The following is a 23,280-nucleotide window of genomic DNA, read 5'->3' on the forward strand; positions in this document are numbered from 1 at the left end:
GACTATCGCGAACCTCCGAACTTTTGTAGAACTTCTCCTGCGGCAGCCTTATTCGTTCCATCTCCTCCGCCTTGAAACTTCGATCCATAATATCGCATTAAATCCACTGTACGAATGAACTCAACAGGATCTACCACGATGGACTGTGTGTCGACCTTGATCTCACCGCCGTTATCCAGGATCCGGTTTAGCGGTGTTAGCGACACCTGCTCTTGTAATGACGTGGTTACTTTTCGAATCAACAGCTGATTCGTATAGTCCATCTCTCCTGCCATGCTTGATGGTACCGCCATGCCTCCCTTGGACATCTTTACTTCAGGCAGCTTCCCGCTGCCTTCCCCACCACCCGGCAAGGATATGGATCTACTTCCGTCGCCCCCTGCCAAACCGAATAGAAGTCCTAATACATGATCATCCGTTAACCGCCAATACAGCGAATCATGAAGTCCCTGTTCTACAGACCCCGTTGCTGCCACCTTATGGCTGTTATCCCAGCTATATGCCGTCCGCTCGGAAGCGGCGGCAGAAGCTTGAACCAGCATAGACTGCTGATAGATATAGAGGCAGAGGAATAGAAGCAGTACCGTCACCATCAACACGATAGGAAGTACCAGGGAGGCTTCGATCGTGAAGCTCCCCGACTCGTCCTTCCATCTTCTCCGAAACCCTTTATTCAAGAAATTCTTTACTCTTGTTGTTCACGTTTTTGAACAGGTTGGTTACCAGATTTGTAATCTGCTCTTTAAACACAAGCGCAATAATCAAAATAACGACAAGAATGAGAATCATCTCAAGCGTTCCAATCCCTCTCTCATCCTTCCAAAAAGCCTTCATTCCGTTCTTGATCATGGTCAACATCATATTCATACACCGATCCCTTCTACATGTTCATCATCATAAAGGCAGGCGCCCCGAGCAAAACAATCACAATCATAAAAATAACTACCATCGGCAGCACCAGCTTCGAGGAGGCCTGCTCTCCCCTTGTCCTGCCGATCGCCTTGCGCTTCTCCCACAGCACACGGGACAGATCACGCAGCGCCAGCACAAAATCGTTTCCGCCGCGGCGAAAATTTAGCAGAACGGTTGTTGTAAATATGGAGACTTCCTGAATGCCGCACCGTTTATTAAACTGCTCGAAGGCTTGCTGGAAAGGATGTCCCCCCTCCCATTCGAGCACCATCCTCTTAAGCTCTATATACAATGGATGATTCATATTCTCATTCCGCTCTACACAATGAATGACCGCCCGCTGCACCGTCTCTCCGGCACCGACAAGCAGCACAATCTTGTTTAGAAGTTCGGGCAGCTCCAGAATGATGTCCTGTTCGCGCAGCATCACCTTTTTGTGAAGATCCTTGGTTAATGCAACCGGGAGCAATGCGCCTAAGCCCAATCCACCTATAAGACCCGTGCTGTCTCCTGACACCACCGACCATACACAACCCCCTATCAAAATAAGCCATGTATATCCGAGTGCTTCCGCCATAAACAACAAGGTCATCTCTGCACTGTGCCGCAATCCATGAATCTTCTGAATCGAGGCCTGCATCCGATAAAAGACAATTGGCAGCCGCATAGGAACCTTCCCCCGTTCCAAGAGGAACAACAAGGGCGGCGCCACTTTCTGCAGTCTCAGCCCTTCCATGGATAACGTCGCAAGACGATGGTATCGTTCGCCGCACGCATAATTCAGCACCACCCAACCACCCACAAGCAGAACCAGCAGCGCGCCGGATATCCACGTCAACATGCCGTTTCACCTCCTTACACTTTGATGTTCATCATTTTGTTGATCCACAAGAAGCAGCCACCTAATGCTGTCAGTGCGACTGTAGAGATAACAATCCCTGCTCCGCTGTACATAGGCTCCATATAATCAGGAGACGTCATATTCATAAACAGCAGCAGAAGGAACGGCGCGGCAAGCAGTGCCTTGGATTCGAACCGCTTCTGGGCAATCATGACGGATATCTCCTGCTGGATATCCAACTTCTCACCGATAATAGATGAAGTTCTGCGCACGACTTCAACCAAATCGCCACCTGTCCGTTTACAAGTCGAGAACACATCCGCAAAGTTGGAGATATCCTCCATCCCCGCCCTCCGGGCAAAATCCTGCAGCGCCAATTCAATTGGCTCACCATATTCCAAGCGGGACACAATGACTTTCAGCTCAAAGATTAAATCACTATTACCTCCCGGATCGAGAAGCAGCAGATCCTGAACAGCATCCCTGAACCCGTTCTCTACCGACCGTCCAGCAGACAAGGAAGAGGACAGGGAATATAACGCTTGCTTAAAGTGAAGATTGAGTGTGTTACGTCTGCGTTTCAACATGAACTGCCGCCAAAACCGGGGAACAATCAAGCCTCCTGCGCTCAGTAACAGGGACAAGATCACATGATGATAAAATAGATAACCGATGAAAAAAAACAGCAGGCCGCCAACGATTATGCACCCCGTTCTCTGACCCATCGAAAGGTGGTATACGCTGTAATCAGGTAAGGTGTTTGTACGGGCTGCAGCAGCAGACTCGGCCTGCCTGTCCCCCTTTCTCTCCTTCGCCACCCGCTCCCTCCGATTCCGCTTCGGAATTAAGGCTGAACTCTGGGATCGTTTCATCCCGTCACCTCCGTAATCTTCTGCAGCGGCCACGCTGTAATCCCGGCCATATGAAGCTTGTCCACGGAATGGAGCGGATTGCCGCAGGGCTCCAGACGTCCGATCACACGTCCCTCTGACTCGCCTGTTTCGCGGAAACGATACAGGCGATTCAGCAGAACCTCGCCGTCCTGCATTCCTATCACTTCGCTAATCTCGGTTACGCGCCGCGACCGATCACGAAGCCGGGATAAATGAACAAATATATCAATTGCCGAACTAATCTGCTGACGTACGACGCTAATCGGGAGATCCGCTCCGCTCAGCACCATTGTCTCCAAGCGACTTATCATGTCCTGCGTGCTGTTCGCATGACCGGTAGATAAACTCCCGTCATGTCCCGTATTCATCGCCTGCAACATATCCAGCGCCTCGCTGCCCCGCACCTCGCCCACCACGATTCGATTGGGACGCATCCGTAATGAGGAACGGATAAGGTCGCGTATCGCTATTTCTCCCCGGCCTTCTGTGTTGGCATTCCGGGTCTCCAAGGACACAAGATTCGGGACAGTTACAATCTTCAGTTCAGCCGAATCCTCAATCGTAATGACACGTTCATCTGGCGGAATATACTGTGACAAGGCATTCAAGAAGGTTGTCTTTCCTGAACCTGTTCCGCCCCCTATAAAAATGTTGTACTTCCCCTTGACCAAGATACGAAGCTGTTCGGCCGCCTCCTCCGTCAAAGCTTCCCTCCTAACCAAATCATTCATCGTCATCGGTAATTCCGGAAACTTCCGAATCGTCATGGTCGGACCCTTCAGTGCTATGGGAGGAAGCACGATGTTAACCCTGGAGCCGTCCTTTAACCTGGCATCCACGATGGGTGTTGATTCATTCACCACACGGTTTACCGTACCGACAATGCTCTGTATGATATCTTCCAAACGGTTCTGGGACTCAAACTGAACTGGCAGCTTCTGAACCTCGCCATCTTGCTCAATGAATATATCCTTATGGCTGTTAATCATAATTTCCGTGATTCTTGGGTTATCCACCAGAGGCTGAAGCACATCCAGTCCGCGAAAAGAATCATATACCCTGCGCACCAGCCTACGCTTCTCCGTCGCCGTCAGCTCCATAAGCTCGCGTCTTCTCCACACCATCTCCTCGATGCGGACCATTAATTCCGAGTTGGAAACGCTGGAACTCATATCAAGCTCGGAGCGCACCTGATCACGAACTGACTTGAATGGATCCTCCGTCATCATCGTCCACCACCCGCTTGTATCGCCATAATGCCCGAGCCCTCCAGCAGCTGCTGGCAGAGCTTTAATACCTCTCTCTGATAGATTGGAGAGGACAACAGCAGTTCTTCTTGATGGAGCTGTTTCCATGAAGGTATATAGGGCAGTACGCCGTCTATGTTGATATCTTTACGAGGGAAATTGTTCACAAGCTGGCCTGTAAACCGGTTGACAATGAATGTGCTCCGTTTCCTTACGCTTTCATAAAGGGCAGGATACCTCTGTTCCAATTGATCGATCCATACACCGCTTTTATGTACGCTAATAAGGTCATCTAATAGCACCCAAATCAGCAGTCCCGCCTGTTCGAGAACGGCTTGCATTCGTTCTCCCATATACTCTTCCGTATCCACCACGATGACATCGTAATGATTGGAAGAGACAAGAGAATTCAACAACAATGCTGTGTCCTCCCGATTCATCTCCGCCATTTCCTTCACATTAAAATTGGGCTCAAAAGAATCACACTTCAGGCCATGATGCCGGATAATATATGAGGTTACCGACAACTCGCTCCCTGAGATCGGTTCTTGTGCGGCCTTCATGTCGTACAACAATCTTGAAAAGCTTCCCTCCATACCTACAGAACCGGAAGGAAATAAAACGCTGCTGTTCACGGTCTCCAAATTAAGATAGAAAACCCTCAAGCCCAGAACACCCAGCTGCTTCGCCATGTTCATCGCTATGGTCGACTTCCCGCTTCCGCCCAGTGGAGAAACAATGCCGAGTATCGGTGTGTTGCCGGCATTCAGCTTCTCTGCAGTCCCCCCGCTTCGCTTGCAGTGGCTGAGTATGACATCCAGAAGCTGAGGCAGCGGCTGGTACTTGGGGGTACTCTTACCATCTTCCATAAGAGAGATGGCTGTATTGCCTTCACTTAAGTGCAGCCAAGGGACGTTAACTTCTCCTCTGGCATGCCAACACTCCAGCATTTCCGTATCACCTACGACCAAATTCGGCACCTCTCCCGTCTCCATATAACGAAGGAACGAATCTGTACGGGTAAATGCGGTCACTTGAAGAGCCGATCCATAAGAGCTTCCATGCACATAATTCAGCAGCGGTTCAACATACCGGGAATCCTGCACTGCCAGCACAAGTCGGGCCGGTATCATAAGGCCAATCCCTCTCTTCTGTAGCAACGACAAAAAAGCACCGTCAAAGCCGCATAAATGCGGTCAATGAACGGTGCTTCCGTTGCGCCTGTTATAATTTGACATTAGAATATCACAGTTGCAGATGAACAGCAAGATTTTATTTTTATATATAGATAGCCCTTAATCACTATTGTCAAAACAAGGATATATGTCCTACTATAAAGACTTAGAACGAACGTTCTCTATATAGTAACTTCTTATATAGATGTAACTTATAAACTCCTAAACCAATTAAAACAATACTTCCAAGCTCAGGAGAGTGACAACAAGTGAATAAACGAATGTTAACCGCCATGCTAACTGCCTTGCTTCTATTGTCAGGCTGCAGCCAGCCGCTGATGTCCCCGGCGACATCGAACCAAGATACCGCAACAACCGTTACATCCCCCGACAAGACGAATTCCAAGCAAACGACCTATCCCACCGATGATCTGAATCTTCCGCGGGTACCCGTAGAACTGGTGAAATCCATTGACGGAGATACCATCAGTGTGATGTTTGAGGGCAAAAAGGAAAATGTTCGCATGCTTCTGATCGATACACCTGAGACAAGCCATCCAAAACTGGGTGTACAGCCATTCGGGCCTGAGGCGAAATCATATACCAAAGAGCTCGTGGAACAGGCTAAGAAGCTTGAATTGGAGTTTGATATCGGTCCAAACCGCGACAAATACTCCAGGCTGCTTGCTTACGTGTATGCTGACGGAAAGATGGTCCAGGAATCATTACTTGAACAGGGACTTGCACGCGTAGCCTACATCTATCCGCCCAACACCCGTTATGTGGACAAGTTTGACGATTTGCAACGAATAAGCCGCAACAAGGCTATCGGCATATGGAGTGTAGAGAACTACGCACAGGAAGATGGATTTCATCCGGAAGAACACGAAGGAGCCACTGGCAGCAATAGCACTAGCACAACCGCAAGCAAGGTCCCGACTGAGAAACCTCAGAAACAACAGCAAGGCTGCAACATTAAAGGCAATATCAACTCCAAAGGTGAAAAAATCTACCACACGCCCGACTCCCCATATTATGAGCGTACCAAGCAAGAACAGTGGTTCTGCAGTGAGAAAGAAGCCGTGCAGGCCGGTTTCCGGGCACCGCTTAAGTAATATTGTATATGAAATGAACACATATGTTCATCTTATATAAATTTGAGCCGTAAGGAAAAGGAGCCACGAGTCATGGGGAAAAGAAAAACTCCAGTATCTAAACCAAATGAAAGTGAACGTCAAGCATCAAATCCAAGCTCTGCCGCATTGTACAAAATCATCTGGAGATGGCATTTTTATGCCGGCATCATTTTCGCACCTTTTCTGATCATCCTGGCTATCACTGGCTCCGTTTACTTATTTAAGCCTCAGATTGAACAAGCATTATATCGGGATTACTACACGATAACCCCTCAAGTGGAACGTATAACACCCAGCAAGCTGGTCGGACAAGTGAAAGAACTCTACCCTGACGCCACCATCATGAAATACCGCCCCGGTGAGTCGGACTCCCGCTCTACGGAGATCAGTTTGACCTCAGGGGGCGAATCCATGACTGTATTCATGGACCCCTATACGGGAGATAAGATTGGCGAGCTGAAAGATAAAGACCGGATCATGGACAAAATCGAGGAGTTTCACGGGGAGCTGATGGTTGGGACCATCGGCGACCGGATCGTGGAGCTTGCCGCCTGCTGGGCGATCGTGCTTATTTTCACCGGATTATTTTTATGGTTCCCGAAAAATAAAAACAAAAGCAAGAAGAAAAGAAGCCTCGCAGGCATCCTATACCCGAGGTTCGGCAAAGGCAAGCAGATTCTTCGCCGGGACTTGCACGCCGTTCCCGCATTCTGGATTGCAGCTGGCATGCTGTTTCTCATCATGACCGGGCTTCCCTGGTCGGGCCTGTGGGGCAGTAATTTTCAAACTGTAGCAACCAATACCGGTGCCGGTTATCCCCCTTCCATCTGGTCAGGCAGTGCCCCTTCCTCTCATGTGGTTCAGACGAAGGAAGTGGCAGAGGTGCCTTGGGCGGCCGAAAATCTGGAAGTACCCAACTCCACCATCTCCGACTTTACTCCGCTTCCGATTGAAGATGTCATGTACGTAGCCCGAAGCGAAGGAATACATCCAAGCTACACCATTAGCATCCCGCAGCAAGCGGACGGTGTGTACACGTTGTCGGCCTATCCACCGAAAGCCCAGGATGAAACCACCATGCATATCGACCAGTACAGCGGCGCAGTGCTGGCTGATTATCGCTATGATCATTACGGATTCGTTGGCAAAGCGGTTGCCCTTGGCATTACGCTGCACAAAGGAACCCAATTCGGTATCGTCAATCAGATCTTCAGTTTGCTTATATGTATGGGGATCATTTTAATTGTGGCAAGTGGTTTGTACTTGTGGTGGAAACGAAAACCGGATCATGGGCTGGGAGCACCCAAAGCGCCTGCAGCCAATGCCAAGAAAACAAGGCTGTTTCTTCTGCTGCTCATTGCCTTCGGTATTCTGTTCCCGCTTGTAGGCCTATCTCTCATCATCGTGTGGATCATTGATTATGTCATTGTTAGGAGGGTACCAACAATCAAGAATTTCCTAAATGCCTGATCCATTATCACGCGATCGATAATAAGGGGGAAGTATTTGATGATCATAAAAAGCCGTATTGTATTAACTGTACTGCTAGCGGCCCTGCTGCTGAGCGCTTGTACAGCCAGTCCCGATGCAGCCAACCGGTATGAAAAAGAAATTCCGCTGATTGCCGAGGTAAACATTCCTGAAACCTTATCCATACATCAGCCGGAAACCATCGAGATTACCCTCACCCAAGACGGTCAAAGAGTACCGGATGCAGATTTCGTTCATTACGAGCTGTGGAGCAATGACGGCTCCCTGCGGGATCCCATGACAGATGCGGTGGAGGTCGGTGATGGCGTCTATACAGTAACCAAAACCTTCGATAAAGAAGGGCTGTATTTCATCAAACTTCACAGTGGCAACAACGGTTCCATTATCATTCCCCAGAAACCGTTCGCCGTAGGCAAACTGTCTGAGGACGAGCTTGCCTACCTGCAAGCGGGAACTCCTACCTTTCAAGAGGGTACAGCAGAGCATCATCATTAATAAAGCTGGATTAGGGCAGAAACCGGCGCCGGATCTCCGGCGTTGGGATCATGCATTCACTGGATTGACCGAACCACCGATACCGGTTTCTTGCCACCCAGCGATACACCAGATTCCGTAAGAATAGAGGAATCAGGATGAACACATAAGACAGCGACCAAGGAAAACGAAGACGCCGTGCAATACGTAGAGCGCCGGTCGATCTTGTGTAATACTTTCCATTCTCAATCAGCACCATAGTATCAATAGAGCTTTCACTCATTCCTCCCTGCCTTAGCAGCTCTTGCCCAATCTCGGATTGGAGTGAGGCAAAGCGAAAGACACCTCTAGGGTCTCTCCGGATAATGAACTGGGTTAACCCCTGACACATATGGCACACACCATCAATCAGCACAATGGCCGATTCCTTAGGATCATCAGTTGAATGACTCATATCCTTCTAATGCCTCCCTTCACAAACCCTTAAAAAAAGAAAAAACGCAGGAGCCCTCTCCTACGCTTGATCAAGTACGCTTTTTTGGTTTATTCCGCGGCAGCTTTGTTCAGCCACTCGCCGTCCCGCATCTGCTGGTCGAATTCATTCGAGAATTTGTCCATGCATTTGCATATGAAATCCTTACGGCAAACCGGGCAAGGTACTTTCCCAAGTCGGCTAAGCGCAGTTAGTTTCCATTCCGGGAAACGGTTATAGAATACGCGGATGTCCGTTCCGTCAGTCGTGTGGATAATGAACTCGTATAGCCCTTCCTTGTCATTGGTTCCAGCTGTGGTCACGTCTTTAATCTGCGGTCTGTATGGCATGTCATCACCCGTTTATTTTATTTAAATTCCTTGTGACTCATTTGTACTTTCTGGTACTTAGTCATATTAAAGAATTTTAAGGTTGATGTCAACCGAAGAACACATCCAGAATCGACCCAAGCTGACCACGCTTTTTCCCTTCCAGTATATCCGGGTTAAACACTTCTACATATCCGCAGTTGGTACAGGAGACAAACAGGTAGTGGTTGTGCTGGATATCAAACATTTTGCTAAGCCCCGCTCCTGACATGGAGACCTCTTTCGTCTGGCAATGATTGCCGCCGCATTTGCTGCATACAAACCGCTGCTCTATCATTTGTTCAATGCGCATCCTAAACGCCCCTTTTTCATTTGTAGTTTATAGCAGAAATACGAGACGACATGCAAAAAGTTTCATATCAGCCACTGCTTCAAAAAAAGATGACCCTCCAAGACGGAGGATCATCTTCGGTCTTCTATCCTTAAACTACACTTAACTCCACGTCGATGTTCCCGCGGGTTGCTTTGGAATAAGGGCAGAATGCATGGGCCTTTTTAGCAAGGTCCTCTGCCTGGCTCTTATCCAGACCTGGCATTTCAATCTTCAGCTTTACTGCAAGCTTGAAGCCGTCAGCGCCCTCATCTTTTCCAATCATCACCTGAGAATGAATCACGACATCCTTAAGCTCGATGCCCTCCTTACGGGCTATATTAGCCAAGGCGCTTTCGTAGCAGGCTCCATAACCAGCCGCAAATAGCTGCTCGGGGTTGGTCCCGTCTCCGCCAGGTCCTCCAAGTTCCTTCGGCATGCTTAATTTGTGCTTAAGAACTCCATCCGTAGATTCAACCGAGCCTTCGCGGCCTCCAATGACTTTTACATCAGCTGTGTATAGTGCTTTCATGCTCGTTCATCTCCTTCATGCCCTATTATGTTCTCTACATGTACTCTTTAAACTTACAGTAGGAATTGAAACGAAAAAGGGGAGATTGGATGGAAAATACACCATAACTGATAGCTTAGAGGCACAATTATGCGGAGAAACAAAAAAAGCTGCACATCAAGCGTTAACCCACTTGATATACAGCTTCTTTCTAAAATTATGGAGAGGACTCGAACCTCCACGGGTATACACCCACTACCCCCTCAAGATAGCGTGTCTGCCATTCCACCACTACCGCAGATTATAAGGGAAGTTCTGTAGCGAACATTCCCTATTATACAAATCCCTGAAGCAAAAGTAAAGAGCCAAATTATGGGTTGCCCAAAAAGCGCTTGCCTCCACTAGCTTTTATCGTTGCGCTTCTCTTTCCGGTAGGCGGAGAACTCGATATACTCACGGATGAACTCCTTCTCATGTTCAGCCAATTCGGAGATCAAAGGAAGTTCCAGCATCTCTGGATCGACTTCATATTCACCACTGGTCTCCTTGATGCGCGGCGTGGGGCTGCCTTTGCCAATAATCAACCAATCCAAGCTGACGGAAAAAAATGCCGCAATTTCAATCAATTTATTCGTGCTCGGCGTTGTTTTTCCCCTCTTCCAGTCACCAAAATTCCCTGTGCTGATTCCGAGGGTGGCACAAAACGCCTTCTTAGTCATACCCCGGCTTTCTATAAGATGTTCGATTCGTTGGTAAATAGACTGCATCAAACAACCGCCTTCCTGGTTCTTTTCAAAAAACTTACTTATTTAAGTATTTTTCTCTTGCATAATTACTTAATTAAGTATATAATCGATATGTATTGCCTAAATTATACCATAGTACTCATGAAAAGATTGTATCTTTTACTCATGAGTCTATTTAGTACGAGGAGCGAGTAGTTTGCCCTATGATGCCGGGAACACTTCTTGGAATAATGCAGTTCACTCCTTGAATAAGGGACTCATGATCATTAATATAGATGGCATCATCGACAGAATGAACGATCCGCTTGTGACGATGGCCGAACGAATAGGCTTCCCTCCTAATTTTAAGCGGCAGGGAATTTCTTTTTTTGATCTCACTTCTCAATCTGTAGGTTTGACTTCGCTGGATCATTTTTTTCAAGAGTTGAATATGCCCTCCATAAGAGATGTTACGCAGGGCAAGCAGTCGGATTACTCATTTGAATATGTAATTAGGTGGATGGGCCAGGAGAATTGGGTTCTATGCGAGGTGCTGCCCCTGCTCATTAGCAAGGAGAAGCAGATTCAGGGGGCCATCATATCGTTCAGTGATATTACAAAGTTTAAGCGCAGAGAACAGCTCTTGGAGCAGGCACTGGCTCACAGCGTCCCTCTTCCCGGGCATATTCCCATTTGTGCCGTATGCAAATATGTTCGTCATGGCGAAGGATGGGAGCCTGTGGAGAGCTATTTGGAGAACCGCCTTCCGATTGAGTTCACCCATGATATATGTCCGGATTGCATCCGCAGATTATACCCCAAATATTCCTCCATCCTGGATAACCCTGAATTGTCTGAATAACCTTCATCATACAACACCAAATAAACAGCCTCCATATCCCTTCATACAGGGTTTGAGGCTGCTTATTCATACATATAGGTGTCCACCGCTTATCATGCGCTCATTCGCTCACAAAACGAAGCAGAGGGCTTATGAGCGTAGGCAGCACGGAGACATGACCTTCTCCCTCGATTTCATTAAAAGTGGTCTCCAGCACCTCTGTATGCTCCTTCAGAAACGCATACAATTCTCTAGCGTCCTGAACCATGGACGGTTTCTCCTCCGACCCAACGTATAAACGCAGTTCCTTACGCTGCTCATTCTGCTGAGAACGAATTTCTCCCTCTTCCCATCGCTTATATAGCACATGGTTCTTCCACCACACCGATGGAGATGCTGCAATGTAGCGCTGGAAGACGTGTGGTCTCGTAAAAAGTGTATAGAGGGTAAAAAAACCACCGAGCGAATGTCCGAACAGTGCCTGTTTCGAACGGTTCACGGCGTATTGTTTCTCCACTGCCGGTTTCAGCTGATGCTCAATGAACGTAAGGAATACCTCAATGCCCCCTGTCTCTGGCCATTTCATTCCGTTTGGACGAACGGGCAGCTCATCGTCAGCCGCAAATTCAGTAAAGTTATAGAAACGCTCGTCGCTCACGATAGGACTGTCGCTTTCAAAGCCGATGCCGACGATCAGAGCTGACGGTATACCGCGGGGTGTGCGGGATTGTAGGCGAATGGCTTCAGCCAGGGTTCCAAAGGTTGCATTCGCGTCCAGCGAGTATAACACCGGATATCCCCCCTCTGGCGGAGGCCCCATCGGTTCGGCTATGAAAATACGGTATTTGCGACCAGTCACATTGGACTGCATGGACCAGGTCAGCGTTCCAGGAACGTGGAACAAAGAGTTTTTTCCTTGGCTATCTTGGCTATCTTGGCTATCTTGGCTATCTTGGCTATCTTGGCTATCTTGGCTATCTTGGTTATCTTGGTTGTCTGGGTTATTGTGCTCATTGTGCTGTTCGTGATAATCCGTACCCTCATGTTGGGTTTGCCTCTTCGCTGACGCTTGTTGCTCTGCTCCCCTATTGAGCAACCACTGGAGCGCATCCGGAAATCTTTTGGCCATAAAGATAGGATCATGGGTTCCATCTGGATCTACCACCAGGTGCAGCCGGTCCGGGCTAACCCCTTGTTCGCTCCAATAGCGATGGGCCTCCACATTATTCGGGAACATATTTTTCTGCGCATTTTTCTTATAAACACCTTCCAGCTGACCTATGGACATATAGACCTTCAGCCCGGCTGGCAGCGGCCCTTGCTGCGTAATATAATCCATCACTCCCTCGTACCACAACGAGGCCGACAGCATGCCGATCCGACCGAAAATTTCGGGACGCCAGTATCCTGCAAATATGGAGATCAGACCGCCAAAGGAACCGCCAATGATCGCCGTATGTTCGGGTTCTGCCAGCGTTCGATACTCTCTGTCTATGTATGCTTTGATAACATCGGCAATCTCATCGACATAGGCCCTGCCATCTCCGCCAAAAGGAAGACTGCTCTCCACTAGCGGCTTTGCCGGCCAAGGCGTGTACTCGCGATTCCGGTCCACTGAAGATATTCCGACCAATATAACCTCATCCAATCGGCCAGCAGCAAACAGATGGTCCAGATAGTTCAGGCAGTCTGTAAACAGATCTCCTTCATCATGTACATAAGCGACAGGATAGGAACGGTCCGATTCTTCATAAGAAGGAGGTAAATACAGTATGAGTTCTCTTTCTTCAACCATCAGCTGCTGATAACGATTCATGTGAGCCTCCCCAAGAGATGTCTTTTTATTTTCTCATGCGAATTAATAAATAGATAAAATACGGTATCCCGATGATAGACACTACAATGCCTGCAGCCAGCTCCGCCGGAGCAAATATCGTTCTGCCGATAAAGTCGCCAATGACCACAATCGCCATGCCTGCAATCCCGCTAAGAGGTAAGATATGCCTGTGCCGTAATCCGACTAGCTGTCTCGCAAGATGTGGAGCGATCAGACCAACAAATCCGATGCTGCCGGAAACGGCCACGCTCGCGCTGACCAGCCCAATACTGCATAAAAGCAATATATTCTTCTCACGCTCGACAGATACCCCGACACTCTTCACGCTTTCCTCGCTTAACTGGAACAAATCGAGCACTTGTGAGCGAAGCCAAATGACAGGCGGCAAAATAACGAGCCACGGAAGCATGGTCACCACAAACTTCCAATTAGCGCTGTGAAGACTGCCGGCCAGCCAGGCAGCCGCCGCTTCATAATCTTTCGGGTTCATTTTGAGCGATACATACATGGTGACGGCTCCAAAGCCGGATGCGATCGCGATGCCCACAAGTATGAGCCGCTGCGGATCCAGCTTTCCATTTTCTCTAGCAAACATATATATGGCGGTCGTCGCAGCCAAACCACCCGCGATCCCGAACATAGGCATCATCATTACTCCAAGCCAGCCTGTCAGCTGGATCTGCCCTTGCAGCAAGAACATAAACAATACAACTGCCATGCCTGCACCTGCATTGATGCCGAGAATGCCCGGATCTGCCAGTCCGTTACGGGTAACTCCCTGGATAACCGCACCCGCTATACCCAGCGCGAACCCGACGAGTGCACCAAGCACAATACGCGGGAGCCTGAATTCAAAAACAACAAGATCAAAGTCGGCATTGGCATTCATCCGAAACAGCGTCTGGAATACTTCTTTTATGGAGATCTCAAACGTTCCGTTGGTCAGACTGAAATAAACGGCTGCCAGTACAAACAGAATTCCCCCGGTAAGAACAATCGAGAATCGATAATACGGGTTACGCACGCTGAGCCCCTCCCCTCGTCTTGATCAGATAGAGGAAGAATGGAACGCCGATGAGCGCTGTGATGACACCGACCGGCGTCTCAAAGGGAGCGTTCACAAACCGCGCGAGAATGTCACACAGTGCAAGGAATGTACAGCCAAGCACGCCTGATACGGGGATGATCCATCGGTAATCAGAGCCTGATAGGAACCTTGCAATATGGGGAACAATCAAGCCCACAAAAGCAATCTTCCCTGCCAGCGCCACGGATACTCCAGTCAAGATCACAACCGCCAGCATCGCTAGCCCTTTGACCACCCATATTTTGACACCTAATCCCCTAGCTGTTTCGTCGCCAAGGGACAAAAGCGTAATCGATTTGGACAGCACGATCGCAAGACATAAACCAACGATAGCAAAAGGAATGCTCAGCTTGATCAGCTCAGGATCCATGGCGTGCAAGCGGGCATTATACCAGAAGCTAATACTTTGGGATATCTGAAAATAAGCAGCTAGAGCTTCCGCAGTCCCGCTAAGAAAAGTCCCGATTACGGTTCCAAGGATAGCCAATCGGACCGGACTAAGCCCGCCCGGTATGAGCCATGCCAAACCAAATACTACGCCTGCTCCGATCGCAGAACCGACCAAAGAACTGACGATGTACATGCTTGAACTGGCATTCGGCATGAATACCATAAATAAAGTCACGGCAAACACGGAACCATCGGATACACCCATAATGGAGGGAGACGCCAAATAGTTTCGGGTCATCCCCTGCATGAGCGCCCCAGATATAGCGAGGAAGGCACCAATAAGCATCGCCCCGACAACTCGCGGCAGTCTGGAACTCCTAATAATCTGATGATCAATGCTCTCCGGATCAAAAGCAAAGATGGAATCCCAAACGGTATCCATCGTAATATTCTTGGCCCCATACAAGATGGACGCCGCTATGAGTAATAAACAGACTGCCGGGGCCATCACAAGGATGACAGCCGGCAGTGATTTTTTGAACCCCATGAACAACACGCCTTATATGTTTATACTGGAATGGTTGATGCTATTTTGTAAGATTTTCAACCGCAGCTTTCAAAAACTCGATTTTGCTGTATGCAGTGCCACCTTGAGCGAGCGGATCAACCACGTTGACAAAAGCAGTTCCATTCTTGAATGCTTTAAGATTCTTCATGATAGGATCATTCTGCAGCTCTTCCATTGCGTTCGGCGTTTCCATGTTCTCCTCCGGTGAGAACTGGATAAATACATAATCCGGATTCATCTCTGCCATTTTCTCTTTGGAGATCAGCTCCTGCGCTTGCGCTGCTTCTACCTCAGCCGGTACGGCAATCCCTAAATCTTCATATAGAACCGGGTTAAAGAACACGCCTGCCGGATAGATGTACATCTCTCCTCCACGAACCCGAAGCGCCAGAACTTTTTTATCTTTCAAGCTGTCTCCAATCGTCGTGCGGGCCGCCTCCAGGTCTTCTTTATACTTGGTGATTTCTTGCTTTGCCTGCTCCTGCTTGCCGCTTAACTCGCCCAGCAATCTCAAATTGCTCTCCCAGTTCGTAGATACATGGGAATAAGGAATCGTAGGGGCAATTTTATTCAATTGTTCTACGACCTCCGGCTTGAATTTTGAAGACCCTAAAATCACGTCAGGTTTTAACGATAGGATCGTTTCAAAGTTGGGCTCTGTTTTCTCACCAATCGACTTGGCATCCTTCGTAATCGATTCGAACAGTGGAGGGAAAGTACCTGCGAAGCTGATCGCTCCCACAGGATTCACATCCAATACAATGGAGTCTTCCATCGCTTCAACGGCACCCGTGATGACGATGCGCTCTGTTTTGGACGGGAGTGTATATTCCTGATCGAGGTATTTTACAACTTTGGTATCTGATGAGCCGGATTGTTCCTTTGTAGCGTTATCCTCTTCAGCTGCAGTCTTATTATTTGTTGATTCAGTCGTGCTTGCTTCACCTGTATCTTTAGCTTCGTTACCCTCGCCGCAAGCGGACAGTACCAGCGCAAATACAACTAATAACCCCAAGATCCATTTCATTCGTTTCATTTCTCTCTCGTTACCCCTTCCATGGTCACTATTAATTGATAATGATTATCATTATTGATTATAGTATAGGATTTGCTCTCTATTCACCATGGACATATAACCGGATTTGTCATGGACAATTTCCAGAAAACATCAAGAATGCTTCCTCTGCCATCTGTTCCATTGCTATGGGAGAATACTCACGCCACGGGTAGGAGGACAATAAATGAAAACCTCCCTCTCTGATCACAGAAAGCGCCAACCATTCCGGTGAAGCCTGCAGTTTTCTCCAATAGGCAAGCGTATCCGAGTCCTGCCGGACCAGAAGAAGGAGATGCTCAGCGCGCAGTTCCTTGATCTGCTCGATCGTTAGACGCTCATTGTTCTCCGCGGTTCCTAGCAGTGCCGGCTGAAAATCAAAATAATCAAATAATAGTTCCCGTATACCCGGATGACTGTAAGCCATCATAGCGTCCTGATGCAGACGGGCTGTTAAAACTCTCTGTTCTCCCCCCATTGCATGGGATAGATGATCACGATAGGCCGATATTTTGCGATGGAATTCTTCGATCCACTGCTCTGCTTCAGGCAGCTTGTCCAGCATCCTGGCGAGACTGAGCAAATCGAACTCCCAACCCTCCCCCGGCATTTCGTAGAGAGGGGCAATCAGCCGAAGCTGCTCCTTCTCCCAATTCTCGACCCCATGCGCACAGACAATCAGCTCGGGCCTTGCCTCAGCCAGCTTCTCGAGATTAGCGTATTTATTATGATTTAAGCGGTAAGCATCCAGATGGACGGGGATATCCGGTCCAAGCACATTATAGTAATGCTGGGACCACTTCGGGTGAAGCGGAGCAGCGTATGGCGTGAAATTCAGCGGCATGACGTAACCCAAGAGGGAAGTTGAGCCATACATCGCCAGTTTATTTTTCCGGGTCTTCATATATGCAGATGGCGAAATGCCAAACATCTTCTTAAACTTACGACTAAAATAAAATTCATCCTTATATCCCACCATATGTGCCACTTCACGCAGCAAAGAATCCGATCCCAGCATCAGCTGCTTCGCCTTGTTCAAACGCACCTGGGCCAAATAATCCATCGCGCTGCAGCCATACATCTTCTTGAATACCTCAACAAAATATTTAGGGCTCAGTTCGGAGAGATTGGCCAATTGTTCCATCGTTAGATCCTCGTTATAATGCGTATCAATAAATTCCTTCACCCGCTGCAGCCCTTGCCGCTTATCATGCTTGGTATAAGGGCTGATGTCGGCCATTAGCCTGTACAACAGCTCCTGAAAATCCAACTGGGCCCTCCAATGCTTCATCGGTTCCTCACTGTGAAAATCCATATAGATCCCGCGGCAGACCAGCTGCAAACGCTCCTTAGACTTGATATTAAAAACTCCTTCACTGGGCATGAGATCAGCGGAGTCCACCTTATGTAATTGATCGTAGCCTGGTCCCCCACCATAAAAATCAAAATGCAGGATAGCGACGGCAGCCTGTTCGCGGTCCTCTGAATCCGGGTGACTACCACTTGTGATCCCGAAGGTAGATCCTTCCGCACACACATAAACACAGTCTTTATTCATGCGAGTGAGCTGCTCTGCCTGCTGCAAACTTATTTCACCGCTAAGGGGGATAATTAATGCAGGCTGCACTGCCAGCTGTTGTTCCAAGTAAAGTTCCTGTCCATGGACAATATCTATATTCCATAAACGTGCCATGAGACCGCCGTATGATCGCGAATCTCCTGTACTGCCACTATTCGGGGGTAGATTTAACATATTCATCGATCCTAACTTTTAGTGAGAATGGTTATCATTATCATATACGTATCATACGTTATTTCAAAAGTCCAGTAGATTTGTCTCTATAGCCTATGGCCATGGTGATAATCTTAGGGCAAAAAGAAAGCAGCCGCGCCTCCTTCCGGAGTCGTGGCTGCTTATTGGGTGTATATAGGCGGATCTTTAGTATGCGAGAATACTTGTCCCCTCCAAGGGAACGTTCTTCCCTTATCCGCATTGTTGTTATTAGTTCCGTCGGTCGCGTTGGCGAGCTCTCGCCTCTCCGCCTTTGCGGCCCGCTTCTTCACGGCTCATCTTGCCGTCCCCGTTGCCGCTGTTGCTACGAGCTTCGCCGCCTTGTTGTCCAATCTCTTGATAGAACTCGCGTCCATGGCTTTCCGAAGTTGCTTCGCCGCCCTTACGGCCGATATCTTCATAAAAGTCTTTGCCATGGGATTCGGAAGTAGCTTCTCCGCCCTTTTGGCCGATTTCCTGATAGAACTCTTTATCATGCGACTTCGATGTAGCTTCGCCGCCTTTTTGACCAATTTCCTGATAGAAATCTTTGTCATGAGATTTGGAGGTTGCTTCTCCACCTTTTTTACCGATCTCTTGATAGAACTCTTTGTCATGATTGTTCGCTGTTGCTTCTCCACCTAAACGTCCTGCTTCTTCACGGCTCATTTTCCCGTCATTGTTCTTAGCCATTCTGAATCACTCCTTATAGGTTTTTGGAAGTTTTACAAGTTGTTACTCGTCCACGATATGATATTAACCGCTTTGTCAGAGATGAAACATCAGTTATGCATAATCGCGCAGCGAAAACCGATAAAACCCGGGAGTTTCCACATATAAATTCTCATATAAACGCAAAAAATCCCGCATAGTATGCGGGATTCTTCTACATTCTTTGTATGCGGTAGAGAGGACTCGAACCTCCACGGGTATACACCCACTACCCCCTCAAGATAGCGTGTCTGCCATTCCACCACTACCGCATAATATAAGGGATACCTCATTGTGATGCATAATAAAACTGGTGAGCCATGAAGGACTCGAACCTTCGACACCCTGATTAAAAGTCAGGTGCTCTACCAACTGAGCTAATGGCTCTCGATGACAATCGTGCAGCTGCCATATAAGAAAGTGGTGACCCGTAGGGGATACTCTCTCTTCGTTCGAGACTGCGAAGCTTATCCTAACGAAGGTTATGCTCCGACGAACCGACGGGGTTCTCATCCCGAAGTGTAATAGAAAGTGGTGACCCGTAGGGGATTCGAACCCCTGTTACCTCCGTGAAAGGGAGGTGTCTTAACCCCTTGACCAACGGGCCACTTTAACCACGTCGCCGTGACGACAAGATTGAGTATAGCATAATCTCAAAAATGCTGGCAAGCTTTTTTTTCATGAATTTCAAAAATTATTTTTAGAGGTTTGTTCCGACTATATTCAGCCTAAAAAATCTGGCGTTAACTTCGTTTCTCGAACGCTGTTTCCTTCCAGTTCCACATGGTATGCCTGTGCATTTCTCGTCGAGCTTACGACTTTATGCAACCGTCCATCCATAAAATGCAGTGCAGCCCCATCATCAGCAGCGTATCCTGCTTGAATATTACCTTGAAGCACGAGTTGATGATAGGCAGGTCTTCTTTTGCTCTCACCATCATAATGCGGACAGTGACTGCCTTGTAACATACCTAAACCCTCAAGCTTGTACAAAGGCCCGTTCAATGGATCTGTTACCCCTTGCTCAAACCAACAAATGGAGCCAGCACTTAACCCGGTTAAGATGACACCCTGTTCATACGCTTCTTTGAGTATCTGATCCAACCCCCATTCCTTCCACAGAACCAGCATATTACGGGTATTACCTCCGCCAACATAGATAATATCCTTCTCAAGTACAAAAGACTGAAGATCGTCAAAATTCGGCTGGAATAGCGACAAATGGCTGGGGGTACATGGTAATTCCCTAAAAGCTTGATAGAACCGTTCCACATAACCATCCGCATCCCCGCTTGCCGTCGGAACAAAACACACTGCGGGCCTCTCTTTCGACACTTGTTCTAAAACATAGCGATCAAGCAAGAGATTATCCGGCTCCATTGAGAAACCACCACCGCCCATTGCTATAATCTGTTTCATTAAGCTTCCCCCTTTCACATTTAACGAAGTAGAGCTATGTTCTCCCTTGGGTCGTGACGCTGTTATCATGCTCCTACGAACCCTATCTAGGGCTCTCATCCCTACACAAAAAAACTCCCAATCGCTTTCGCAATCGGGAGCTTTCTTCGATGTAACACTCAACGGAGAGAGAGGGATACTCTCCCTTCGGTCGAGACTGCGATGTATCCCTAACGCCGCTTATGCTCCGACGAACCCTCTCTGAGGGTTCTCATCCCTGTACAAAAAAGCTCCCTTCGCTTTCGCGTTGGGAGCTTTAATGATGTTTCTCTAAACGGAGAGAGAGGGATTCGAACCCTCGCACCGCTTACGCAGTCTAACCCCTTAGCAGAGGGTCCCCTTATAGCCACTTGGGTATCTCTCCATATGGCTCCCCGAACAGGACTCGAACCTGTGACAACTCGATTAACAGTCGAGTGCTCTACCAACTGAGCTATCAGGGAACGTTAATTCAATACTAATAATTTATCATGACTTGTTGGGGGAGTCAAGTTCCAGAAGCGTAAGTCTCCCGCTGCACTTTCCGCAGCGATACCGGGCAGGATTCATTTTACGTTTACGCAGGTATTCGGTCCCGCAGGCGCTGCAGCGAAGCATATAGCGATAGGGTTCAGGTTTGCGCCCCGTTCCCTTGCCCTTCGGCAAGGATTTGCAATAACGGCTTCCTCCAACGGCTTGCAGCAGGCTTTTGAAATCAGCATCCCGGTGCCGATATCCCCTGCCCGCAATATGCAGATGATAGTGGCACAGCTCATGCTTGATGATCTTCTCCACCTCTTCCCTGCCATGCGTAGCAAGCTGATGGGGATTGATCTCGATATGATGGCTTTTCATGAAATAACGGCCGCCTGTTGAGGACAAGCGCGGGTTAAACGTCGCCTGATGCCTGAATGGAACCCGGAAGCTCTCCAGCGAGATTTTCTCAACCCAAGCCTGTAGCTCCTCATTGCTCATCTCGTTTCTCATCACTGTGTCTAATCCTTCCTCACCTTATAAATCTACTTGAATTTTAACTTCCCTCTGGGCTACACTGTCAAGTAGAAAGTATGGAGGGAGAACCTGCAAACATGCCGAACATGCGCTACGTTATTCTTAAAGGGCAGGACAAGCTGCAATTTGTCGAGATGCCCAGTGACTATGCATATCAGCTCAGTGCACTAAATCTACGTCTGAACAAAGAAATCAGTAAGCTCACCACCCCAAGCAAGCCTTCGCTTCCTCTTGCTGTAGCCGAATGTGACAATCTGGATCTGCTCCAGGAATCGCTCAGCATTCAAGGTGGTCTGGAATATATAAATGAGCTTGAACAAGCCTTTGCTTCTCTGAACGAAACAGAGTATCCGCTCATCTCGCTGCTCACCGAAATACGGGCTCTTCAAGCTCAGCTTGAGCAATGGTACGAGGAAGAAGCGCAATAATCAAGGTAGACCTGCACGCTTTGGGCATTTTCCCCATATGCTATCCATACAGATGGAATTAGCAAGAGGAGGAGATACCCTTGCCGCAATGGCTCTGCAATCAATTAACACGCGCGTTTCGCAAAAAGGACCGGCGTCAGATCAAGCTGCTGAACGAATGCTGGTATTTTTACCGGAATTCCCCCGGCCAAGAAAACTCGAATGCCCGTTAGGGCTCTGTAATCGATCCATAGGTATGAGACAATAAGCCGGACGCCCTGTCCGGCTTATTTTTGCTTTTGAGATAAGAATGAATGCATCCGCGAATTCGTACCTATAGAAAGCTTCGTTTATCAGGCCAGGAGCCCTGAAGTTTCCGTAGAAAAATAATTTGTCCCGTATGATATGCATCATGAGTAATTAAGCTCAGTATGCCTTCCGACGCTTTCAACAGCTCCTCCTCATGCATCTGCTCAAGCTTTTTTCTTAATACAACATGTATTTCAAACAAATCCTGTCTAGCACGAATCCATTCCTCTTCACTAGCATCGCGTATATTAAACGTCTCATCATTGGTCTCCACTTCAAACTGAAACGGTATGTTGTTCAATCTAGATACTAGCCGCTGCTTGTAGTATAGAAGATGTTGGACATTCTCCCAGATGGAGTTTACGGCCATGCCTTCCGGCTTCCACAAAGCCTGCTGAGCTGTAATATCCTTAAGAGCATGTGATGTCGGAGGATACCAATCCTCTTTTACCATGGCTTTATCCCACTGATCCAGCAGTACGTCTCGTAAACCCATATCCATCGCCTCCCATAGTTCATTGTTGTAACCACCTTAATTCATTTAGATAGTTACATTATTACATACAAAATAACACACCCCTCCTGCTAACTCAAGTAACTAGTCATATCTTGTTTTGATTGTTACAATAATGGCAAATAAGAAAGGATGGGCAGCATGATTTGGGATGACTTTCTAAATAGCGAATGGCATGACTGGAGAGGGTCCGGAAAATATGAGGACCGGCTTCTAAATCCGTACCAACTGCAAAGCTTTATGAACCGGCATCAGTTCCTGGTTAACTTGCCGCTAGATCAAGAAGATATTAAGTACTTACAGCAGCTCCGTTCCTTCCTGAAGGAATTTGTACAATATATTGTCGCAGGCGGGACTTCGCCAGGTTGGCGAATTGAAGAATTAAACCGTTGGATGTCGGAGGAGCTTGTCTTACGCGAGCTACACTCAAACGAAGAGGGGAATTATACGCTATCCTTTAGAACCATGAATCCAGGTTTAAAGGGAGTTGCTGCTGATATTGCCGCTTCTTTTGCAACTACGTTATCGGAAGGCGAATCCACTCGTATCCGAATCTGTGACAACCCCGATTGTTTGTGGATCTATTATGATGATACTCGAAACCGTTCCAAACGTTATTGTGATGATAAAATGTGTGGCAACCTCATGAAGGTCCGCCGTTTCCGTGCCAAAAAGAAATTACAGTCCGATACATCAGATGGCTAATTGAAAACATATTTTAGAAAAAACGCCGCATGATCCAAAGGATTCATGCGGCGTTTCTATAT

General features: G+C 47.9%; 27 protein-coding genes and 5 tRNA genes. 7 read left to right on the forward strand and 25 right to left on the reverse strand.

What is annotated here, in order from left to right; genetic code table 11:
- Positions 1-2: 2 nt before the first annotated feature.
- Genes AM231_RS18985 through AM231_RS19010 form a run of 6 tightly spaced genes read right to left on the reverse strand, consistent with a single transcriptional unit; the run spans position 3 to position 5,026 of the window.
- Positions 3-677 carry a TadE family protein gene (locus tag AM231_RS18985; RefSeq protein WP_054404028.1) on the reverse strand — a complete coding sequence of 225 codons (675 nt, stop codon included), beginning with the start codon at positions 675-677 and terminating at the stop codon, positions 3-5.
- A complete protein-coding gene (locus AM231_RS18990) occupies positions 670-867 on the reverse strand; it encodes a Flp1 family type IVb pilin (protein ID WP_423212927.1) in 198 nt (65 codons plus the stop codon). Before AM231_RS18990 ends, AM231_RS18985 begins: the two co-directional genes overlap by 8 nt.
- A gap of 13 nt (positions 868-880) precedes the next feature.
- A complete protein-coding gene (locus AM231_RS18995; protein WP_054404029.1) occupies positions 881-1,753 on the reverse strand; it encodes a type II secretion system F family protein in 873 nt (290 codons plus the stop codon).
- Between the two features lie 14 nt (positions 1,754-1,767).
- Positions 1,768-2,625, reverse strand: a complete 858-nt coding sequence (locus AM231_RS19000; protein ID WP_054404030.1) for a type II secretion system F family protein — start codon at positions 2,623-2,625, stop codon at positions 1,768-1,770.
- The gene (locus AM231_RS19005; RefSeq protein WP_054404274.1) at positions 2,622-3,872 is read right to left on the reverse strand and encodes a TadA family conjugal transfer-associated ATPase; all 1,251 of its coding nucleotides are present in this window, start codon (positions 3,870-3,872) and stop codon (positions 2,622-2,624) included. The genes AM231_RS19000 and AM231_RS19005 overlap by 4 nt, the downstream gene beginning before the upstream one ends.
- Positions 3,872-5,026 carry a P-loop NTPase family protein gene (locus tag AM231_RS19010; RefSeq protein WP_054404031.1) on the reverse strand — a complete coding sequence of 385 codons (1,155 nt, stop codon included), beginning with the start codon at positions 5,024-5,026 and terminating at the stop codon, positions 3,872-3,874. Before AM231_RS19010 ends, AM231_RS19005 begins: the two co-directional genes overlap by 1 nt.
- 311 nt (positions 5,027-5,337) lie before the next feature.
- Here AM231_RS19010 and AM231_RS19015 point away from each other — a divergent pair, with 311 nt between their 5' ends.
- The 3 genes from AM231_RS19015 (at position 5,338) to AM231_RS19025 (ending at position 8,190) form a co-directional block, all read left to right on the forward strand.
- Positions 5,338-6,183: a thermonuclease family protein gene (locus AM231_RS19015; protein ID WP_054404032.1), complete on the forward strand. Its 846-nt coding sequence runs from the start codon at positions 5,338-5,340 to the stop codon at positions 6,181-6,183.
- A 72-nt stretch (positions 6,184-6,255) separates the two neighbouring features.
- Positions 6,256-7,674, forward strand: a complete 1,419-nt coding sequence (locus AM231_RS19020) for a PepSY-associated TM helix domain-containing protein (protein ID WP_054404033.1) — start codon at positions 6,256-6,258, stop codon at positions 7,672-7,674.
- Between the two features lie 39 nt (positions 7,675-7,713).
- Positions 7,714-8,190, forward strand: a complete 477-nt coding sequence (locus AM231_RS19025) for a FixH family protein (RefSeq protein ID WP_054404034.1) — start codon at positions 7,714-7,716, stop codon at positions 8,188-8,190.
- A 10-nt stretch (positions 8,191-8,200) separates the two neighbouring features.
- Here the strand turns inward: AM231_RS19025 and AM231_RS19030 are convergent, their stop codons facing one another.
- From AM231_RS19030 to AM231_RS19050, 5 genes are all read right to left on the reverse strand, one after another.
- Positions 8,201-8,623: a thiol-disulfide oxidoreductase DCC family protein gene (locus AM231_RS19030; protein ID WP_054404035.1), complete on the reverse strand. Its 423-nt coding sequence runs from the start codon at positions 8,621-8,623 to the stop codon at positions 8,201-8,203.
- A gap of 89 nt (positions 8,624-8,712) precedes the next feature.
- Positions 8,713-8,991, reverse strand: coding sequence for a hypothetical protein (locus AM231_RS19035; RefSeq protein ID WP_054404036.1), 279 nt, complete (start codon positions 8,989-8,991; stop codon positions 8,713-8,715).
- 88 nt (positions 8,992-9,079) lie between these two features.
- Positions 9,080-9,322: a zinc ribbon domain-containing protein gene (locus AM231_RS19040; RefSeq protein ID WP_053491747.1), complete on the reverse strand. Its 243-nt coding sequence runs from the start codon at positions 9,320-9,322 to the stop codon at positions 9,080-9,082.
- A gap of 130 nt (positions 9,323-9,452) precedes the next feature.
- Positions 9,453-9,872 (reverse strand): organic hydroperoxide resistance protein, encoded by a 420-nt coding sequence (locus AM231_RS19045; protein ID WP_054404037.1) that lies wholly within the window; start codon positions 9,870-9,872, stop codon positions 9,453-9,455.
- 380 nt (positions 9,873-10,252) lie between these two features.
- A complete protein-coding gene (locus tag AM231_RS19050) occupies positions 10,253-10,618 on the reverse strand; it encodes a helix-turn-helix domain-containing protein (RefSeq protein ID WP_054404038.1) in 366 nt (121 codons plus the stop codon).
- Positions 10,619-10,856: 238 nt separating this feature from the next.
- On the opposite strand from AM231_RS19050, the gene AM231_RS19055 reads away from it, so the two are divergent.
- Positions 10,857-11,438 (forward strand): hypothetical protein, encoded by a 582-nt coding sequence (locus AM231_RS19055; RefSeq protein ID WP_242615238.1) that lies wholly within the window; start codon positions 10,857-10,859, stop codon positions 11,436-11,438.
- A gap of 100 nt (positions 11,439-11,538) precedes the next feature.
- Here the strand turns inward: AM231_RS19055 and AM231_RS19060 are convergent, their stop codons facing one another.
- The 13 genes from AM231_RS19060 to AM231_RS19120 all read right to left on the reverse strand — a co-directional run bounded on the left by AM231_RS19060 (position 11,539) and on the right by AM231_RS19120 (position 21,247).
- The gene (locus tag AM231_RS19060) at positions 11,539-13,233 is read right to left on the reverse strand and encodes an alpha/beta hydrolase (RefSeq protein ID WP_054404040.1); all 1,695 of its coding nucleotides are present in this window, start codon (positions 13,231-13,233) and stop codon (positions 11,539-11,541) included.
- A gap of 25 nt (positions 13,234-13,258) precedes the next feature.
- A complete protein-coding gene (locus tag AM231_RS19065) occupies positions 13,259-14,278 on the reverse strand; it encodes a FecCD family ABC transporter permease (protein WP_054404041.1) in 1,020 nt (339 codons plus the stop codon).
- The gene (locus AM231_RS19070; protein WP_054404042.1) at positions 14,271-15,278 is read right to left on the reverse strand and encodes a FecCD family ABC transporter permease; all 1,008 of its coding nucleotides are present in this window, start codon (positions 15,276-15,278) and stop codon (positions 14,271-14,273) included. The genes AM231_RS19065 and AM231_RS19070 overlap by 8 nt, the downstream gene beginning before the upstream one ends.
- Before the next feature lie 40 nt (positions 15,279-15,318).
- Positions 15,319-16,335 (reverse strand): ABC transporter substrate-binding protein, encoded by a 1,017-nt coding sequence (locus tag AM231_RS19075; protein WP_054404043.1) that lies wholly within the window; start codon positions 16,333-16,335, stop codon positions 15,319-15,321.
- A 109-nt stretch (positions 16,336-16,444) separates the two neighbouring features.
- Positions 16,445-18,046 (reverse strand): helix-turn-helix domain-containing protein, encoded by a 1,602-nt coding sequence (locus AM231_RS19080; protein ID WP_242615239.1) that lies wholly within the window; start codon positions 18,044-18,046, stop codon positions 16,445-16,447.
- Between the two features lie 309 nt (positions 18,047-18,355).
- The gene (locus AM231_RS19085) at positions 18,356-18,817 is read right to left on the reverse strand and encodes a KGG domain-containing protein (RefSeq protein ID WP_053491738.1); all 462 of its coding nucleotides are present in this window, start codon (positions 18,815-18,817) and stop codon (positions 18,356-18,358) included.
- A 207-nt stretch (positions 18,818-19,024) separates the two neighbouring features.
- A tRNA-Leu gene (locus AM231_RS19090) sits at positions 19,025-19,107 on the reverse strand.
- A gap of 39 nt (positions 19,108-19,146) precedes the next feature.
- A tRNA-Lys gene (locus AM231_RS19095) sits at positions 19,147-19,222 on the reverse strand.
- A gap of 145 nt (positions 19,223-19,367) precedes the next feature.
- A tRNA-Glu gene (locus tag AM231_RS19100) sits at positions 19,368-19,442 on the reverse strand.
- A gap of 116 nt (positions 19,443-19,558) precedes the next feature.
- On the reverse strand, positions 19,559-20,254 hold the full coding sequence (locus AM231_RS19105) for a Type 1 glutamine amidotransferase-like domain-containing protein (protein ID WP_054404045.1): 696 nt from the start codon (positions 20,252-20,254) through the stop codon (positions 19,559-19,561).
- Between the two features lie 314 nt (positions 20,255-20,568).
- Positions 20,569-20,657, reverse strand: a tRNA-Ser gene (locus tag AM231_RS19110).
- A gap of 3 nt (positions 20,658-20,660) precedes the next feature.
- Positions 20,661-20,736 (reverse strand) — tRNA-Asn (locus tag AM231_RS19115).
- A gap of 25 nt (positions 20,737-20,761) precedes the next feature.
- Entirely contained in the window at positions 20,762-21,247 is a 486-nt protein-coding gene (locus tag AM231_RS19120; RefSeq protein WP_207383641.1) for a SprT family protein, read from the reverse strand.
- 113 nt (positions 21,248-21,360) lie between these two features.
- On the opposite strand from AM231_RS19120, the gene AM231_RS19125 reads away from it, so the two are divergent.
- Together AM231_RS19125 and cmpA are read left to right on the forward strand one after the other, a co-directional pair.
- A complete protein-coding gene (locus tag AM231_RS19125; protein WP_054404047.1) occupies positions 21,361-21,711 on the forward strand; it encodes a hypothetical protein in 351 nt (116 codons plus the stop codon).
- A gap of 80 nt (positions 21,712-21,791) precedes the next feature.
- Positions 21,792-21,923 (forward strand): cortex morphogenetic protein CmpA, encoded by a 132-nt coding sequence (cmpA, locus tag AM231_RS28670; protein ID WP_106406100.1) that lies wholly within the window; start codon positions 21,792-21,794, stop codon positions 21,921-21,923.
- Positions 21,924-22,024: 101 nt separating this feature from the next.
- Here the strand turns inward: cmpA and AM231_RS19130 are convergent, their stop codons facing one another.
- On the reverse strand, positions 22,025-22,495 hold the full coding sequence (locus AM231_RS19130; protein ID WP_054404048.1) for a DinB family protein: 471 nt from the start codon (positions 22,493-22,495) through the stop codon (positions 22,025-22,027).
- Between the two features lie 159 nt (positions 22,496-22,654).
- Between AM231_RS19130 and AM231_RS19135 the strand changes: the two genes are divergently transcribed.
- Positions 22,655-23,218: a CGNR zinc finger domain-containing protein gene (locus AM231_RS19135; RefSeq protein WP_054404049.1), complete on the forward strand. Its 564-nt coding sequence runs from the start codon at positions 22,655-22,657 to the stop codon at positions 23,216-23,218.
- The last annotated feature ends 62 nt before the right edge of the window (positions 23,219-23,280 follow it).

It is taken from the genome of Paenibacillus solani (genome assembly GCF_001277345.1).
GTDB classification, from domain to species: Bacteria; Bacillota; Bacilli; order Paenibacillales; family Paenibacillaceae; genus Paenibacillus_AQ; species Paenibacillus_AQ solani.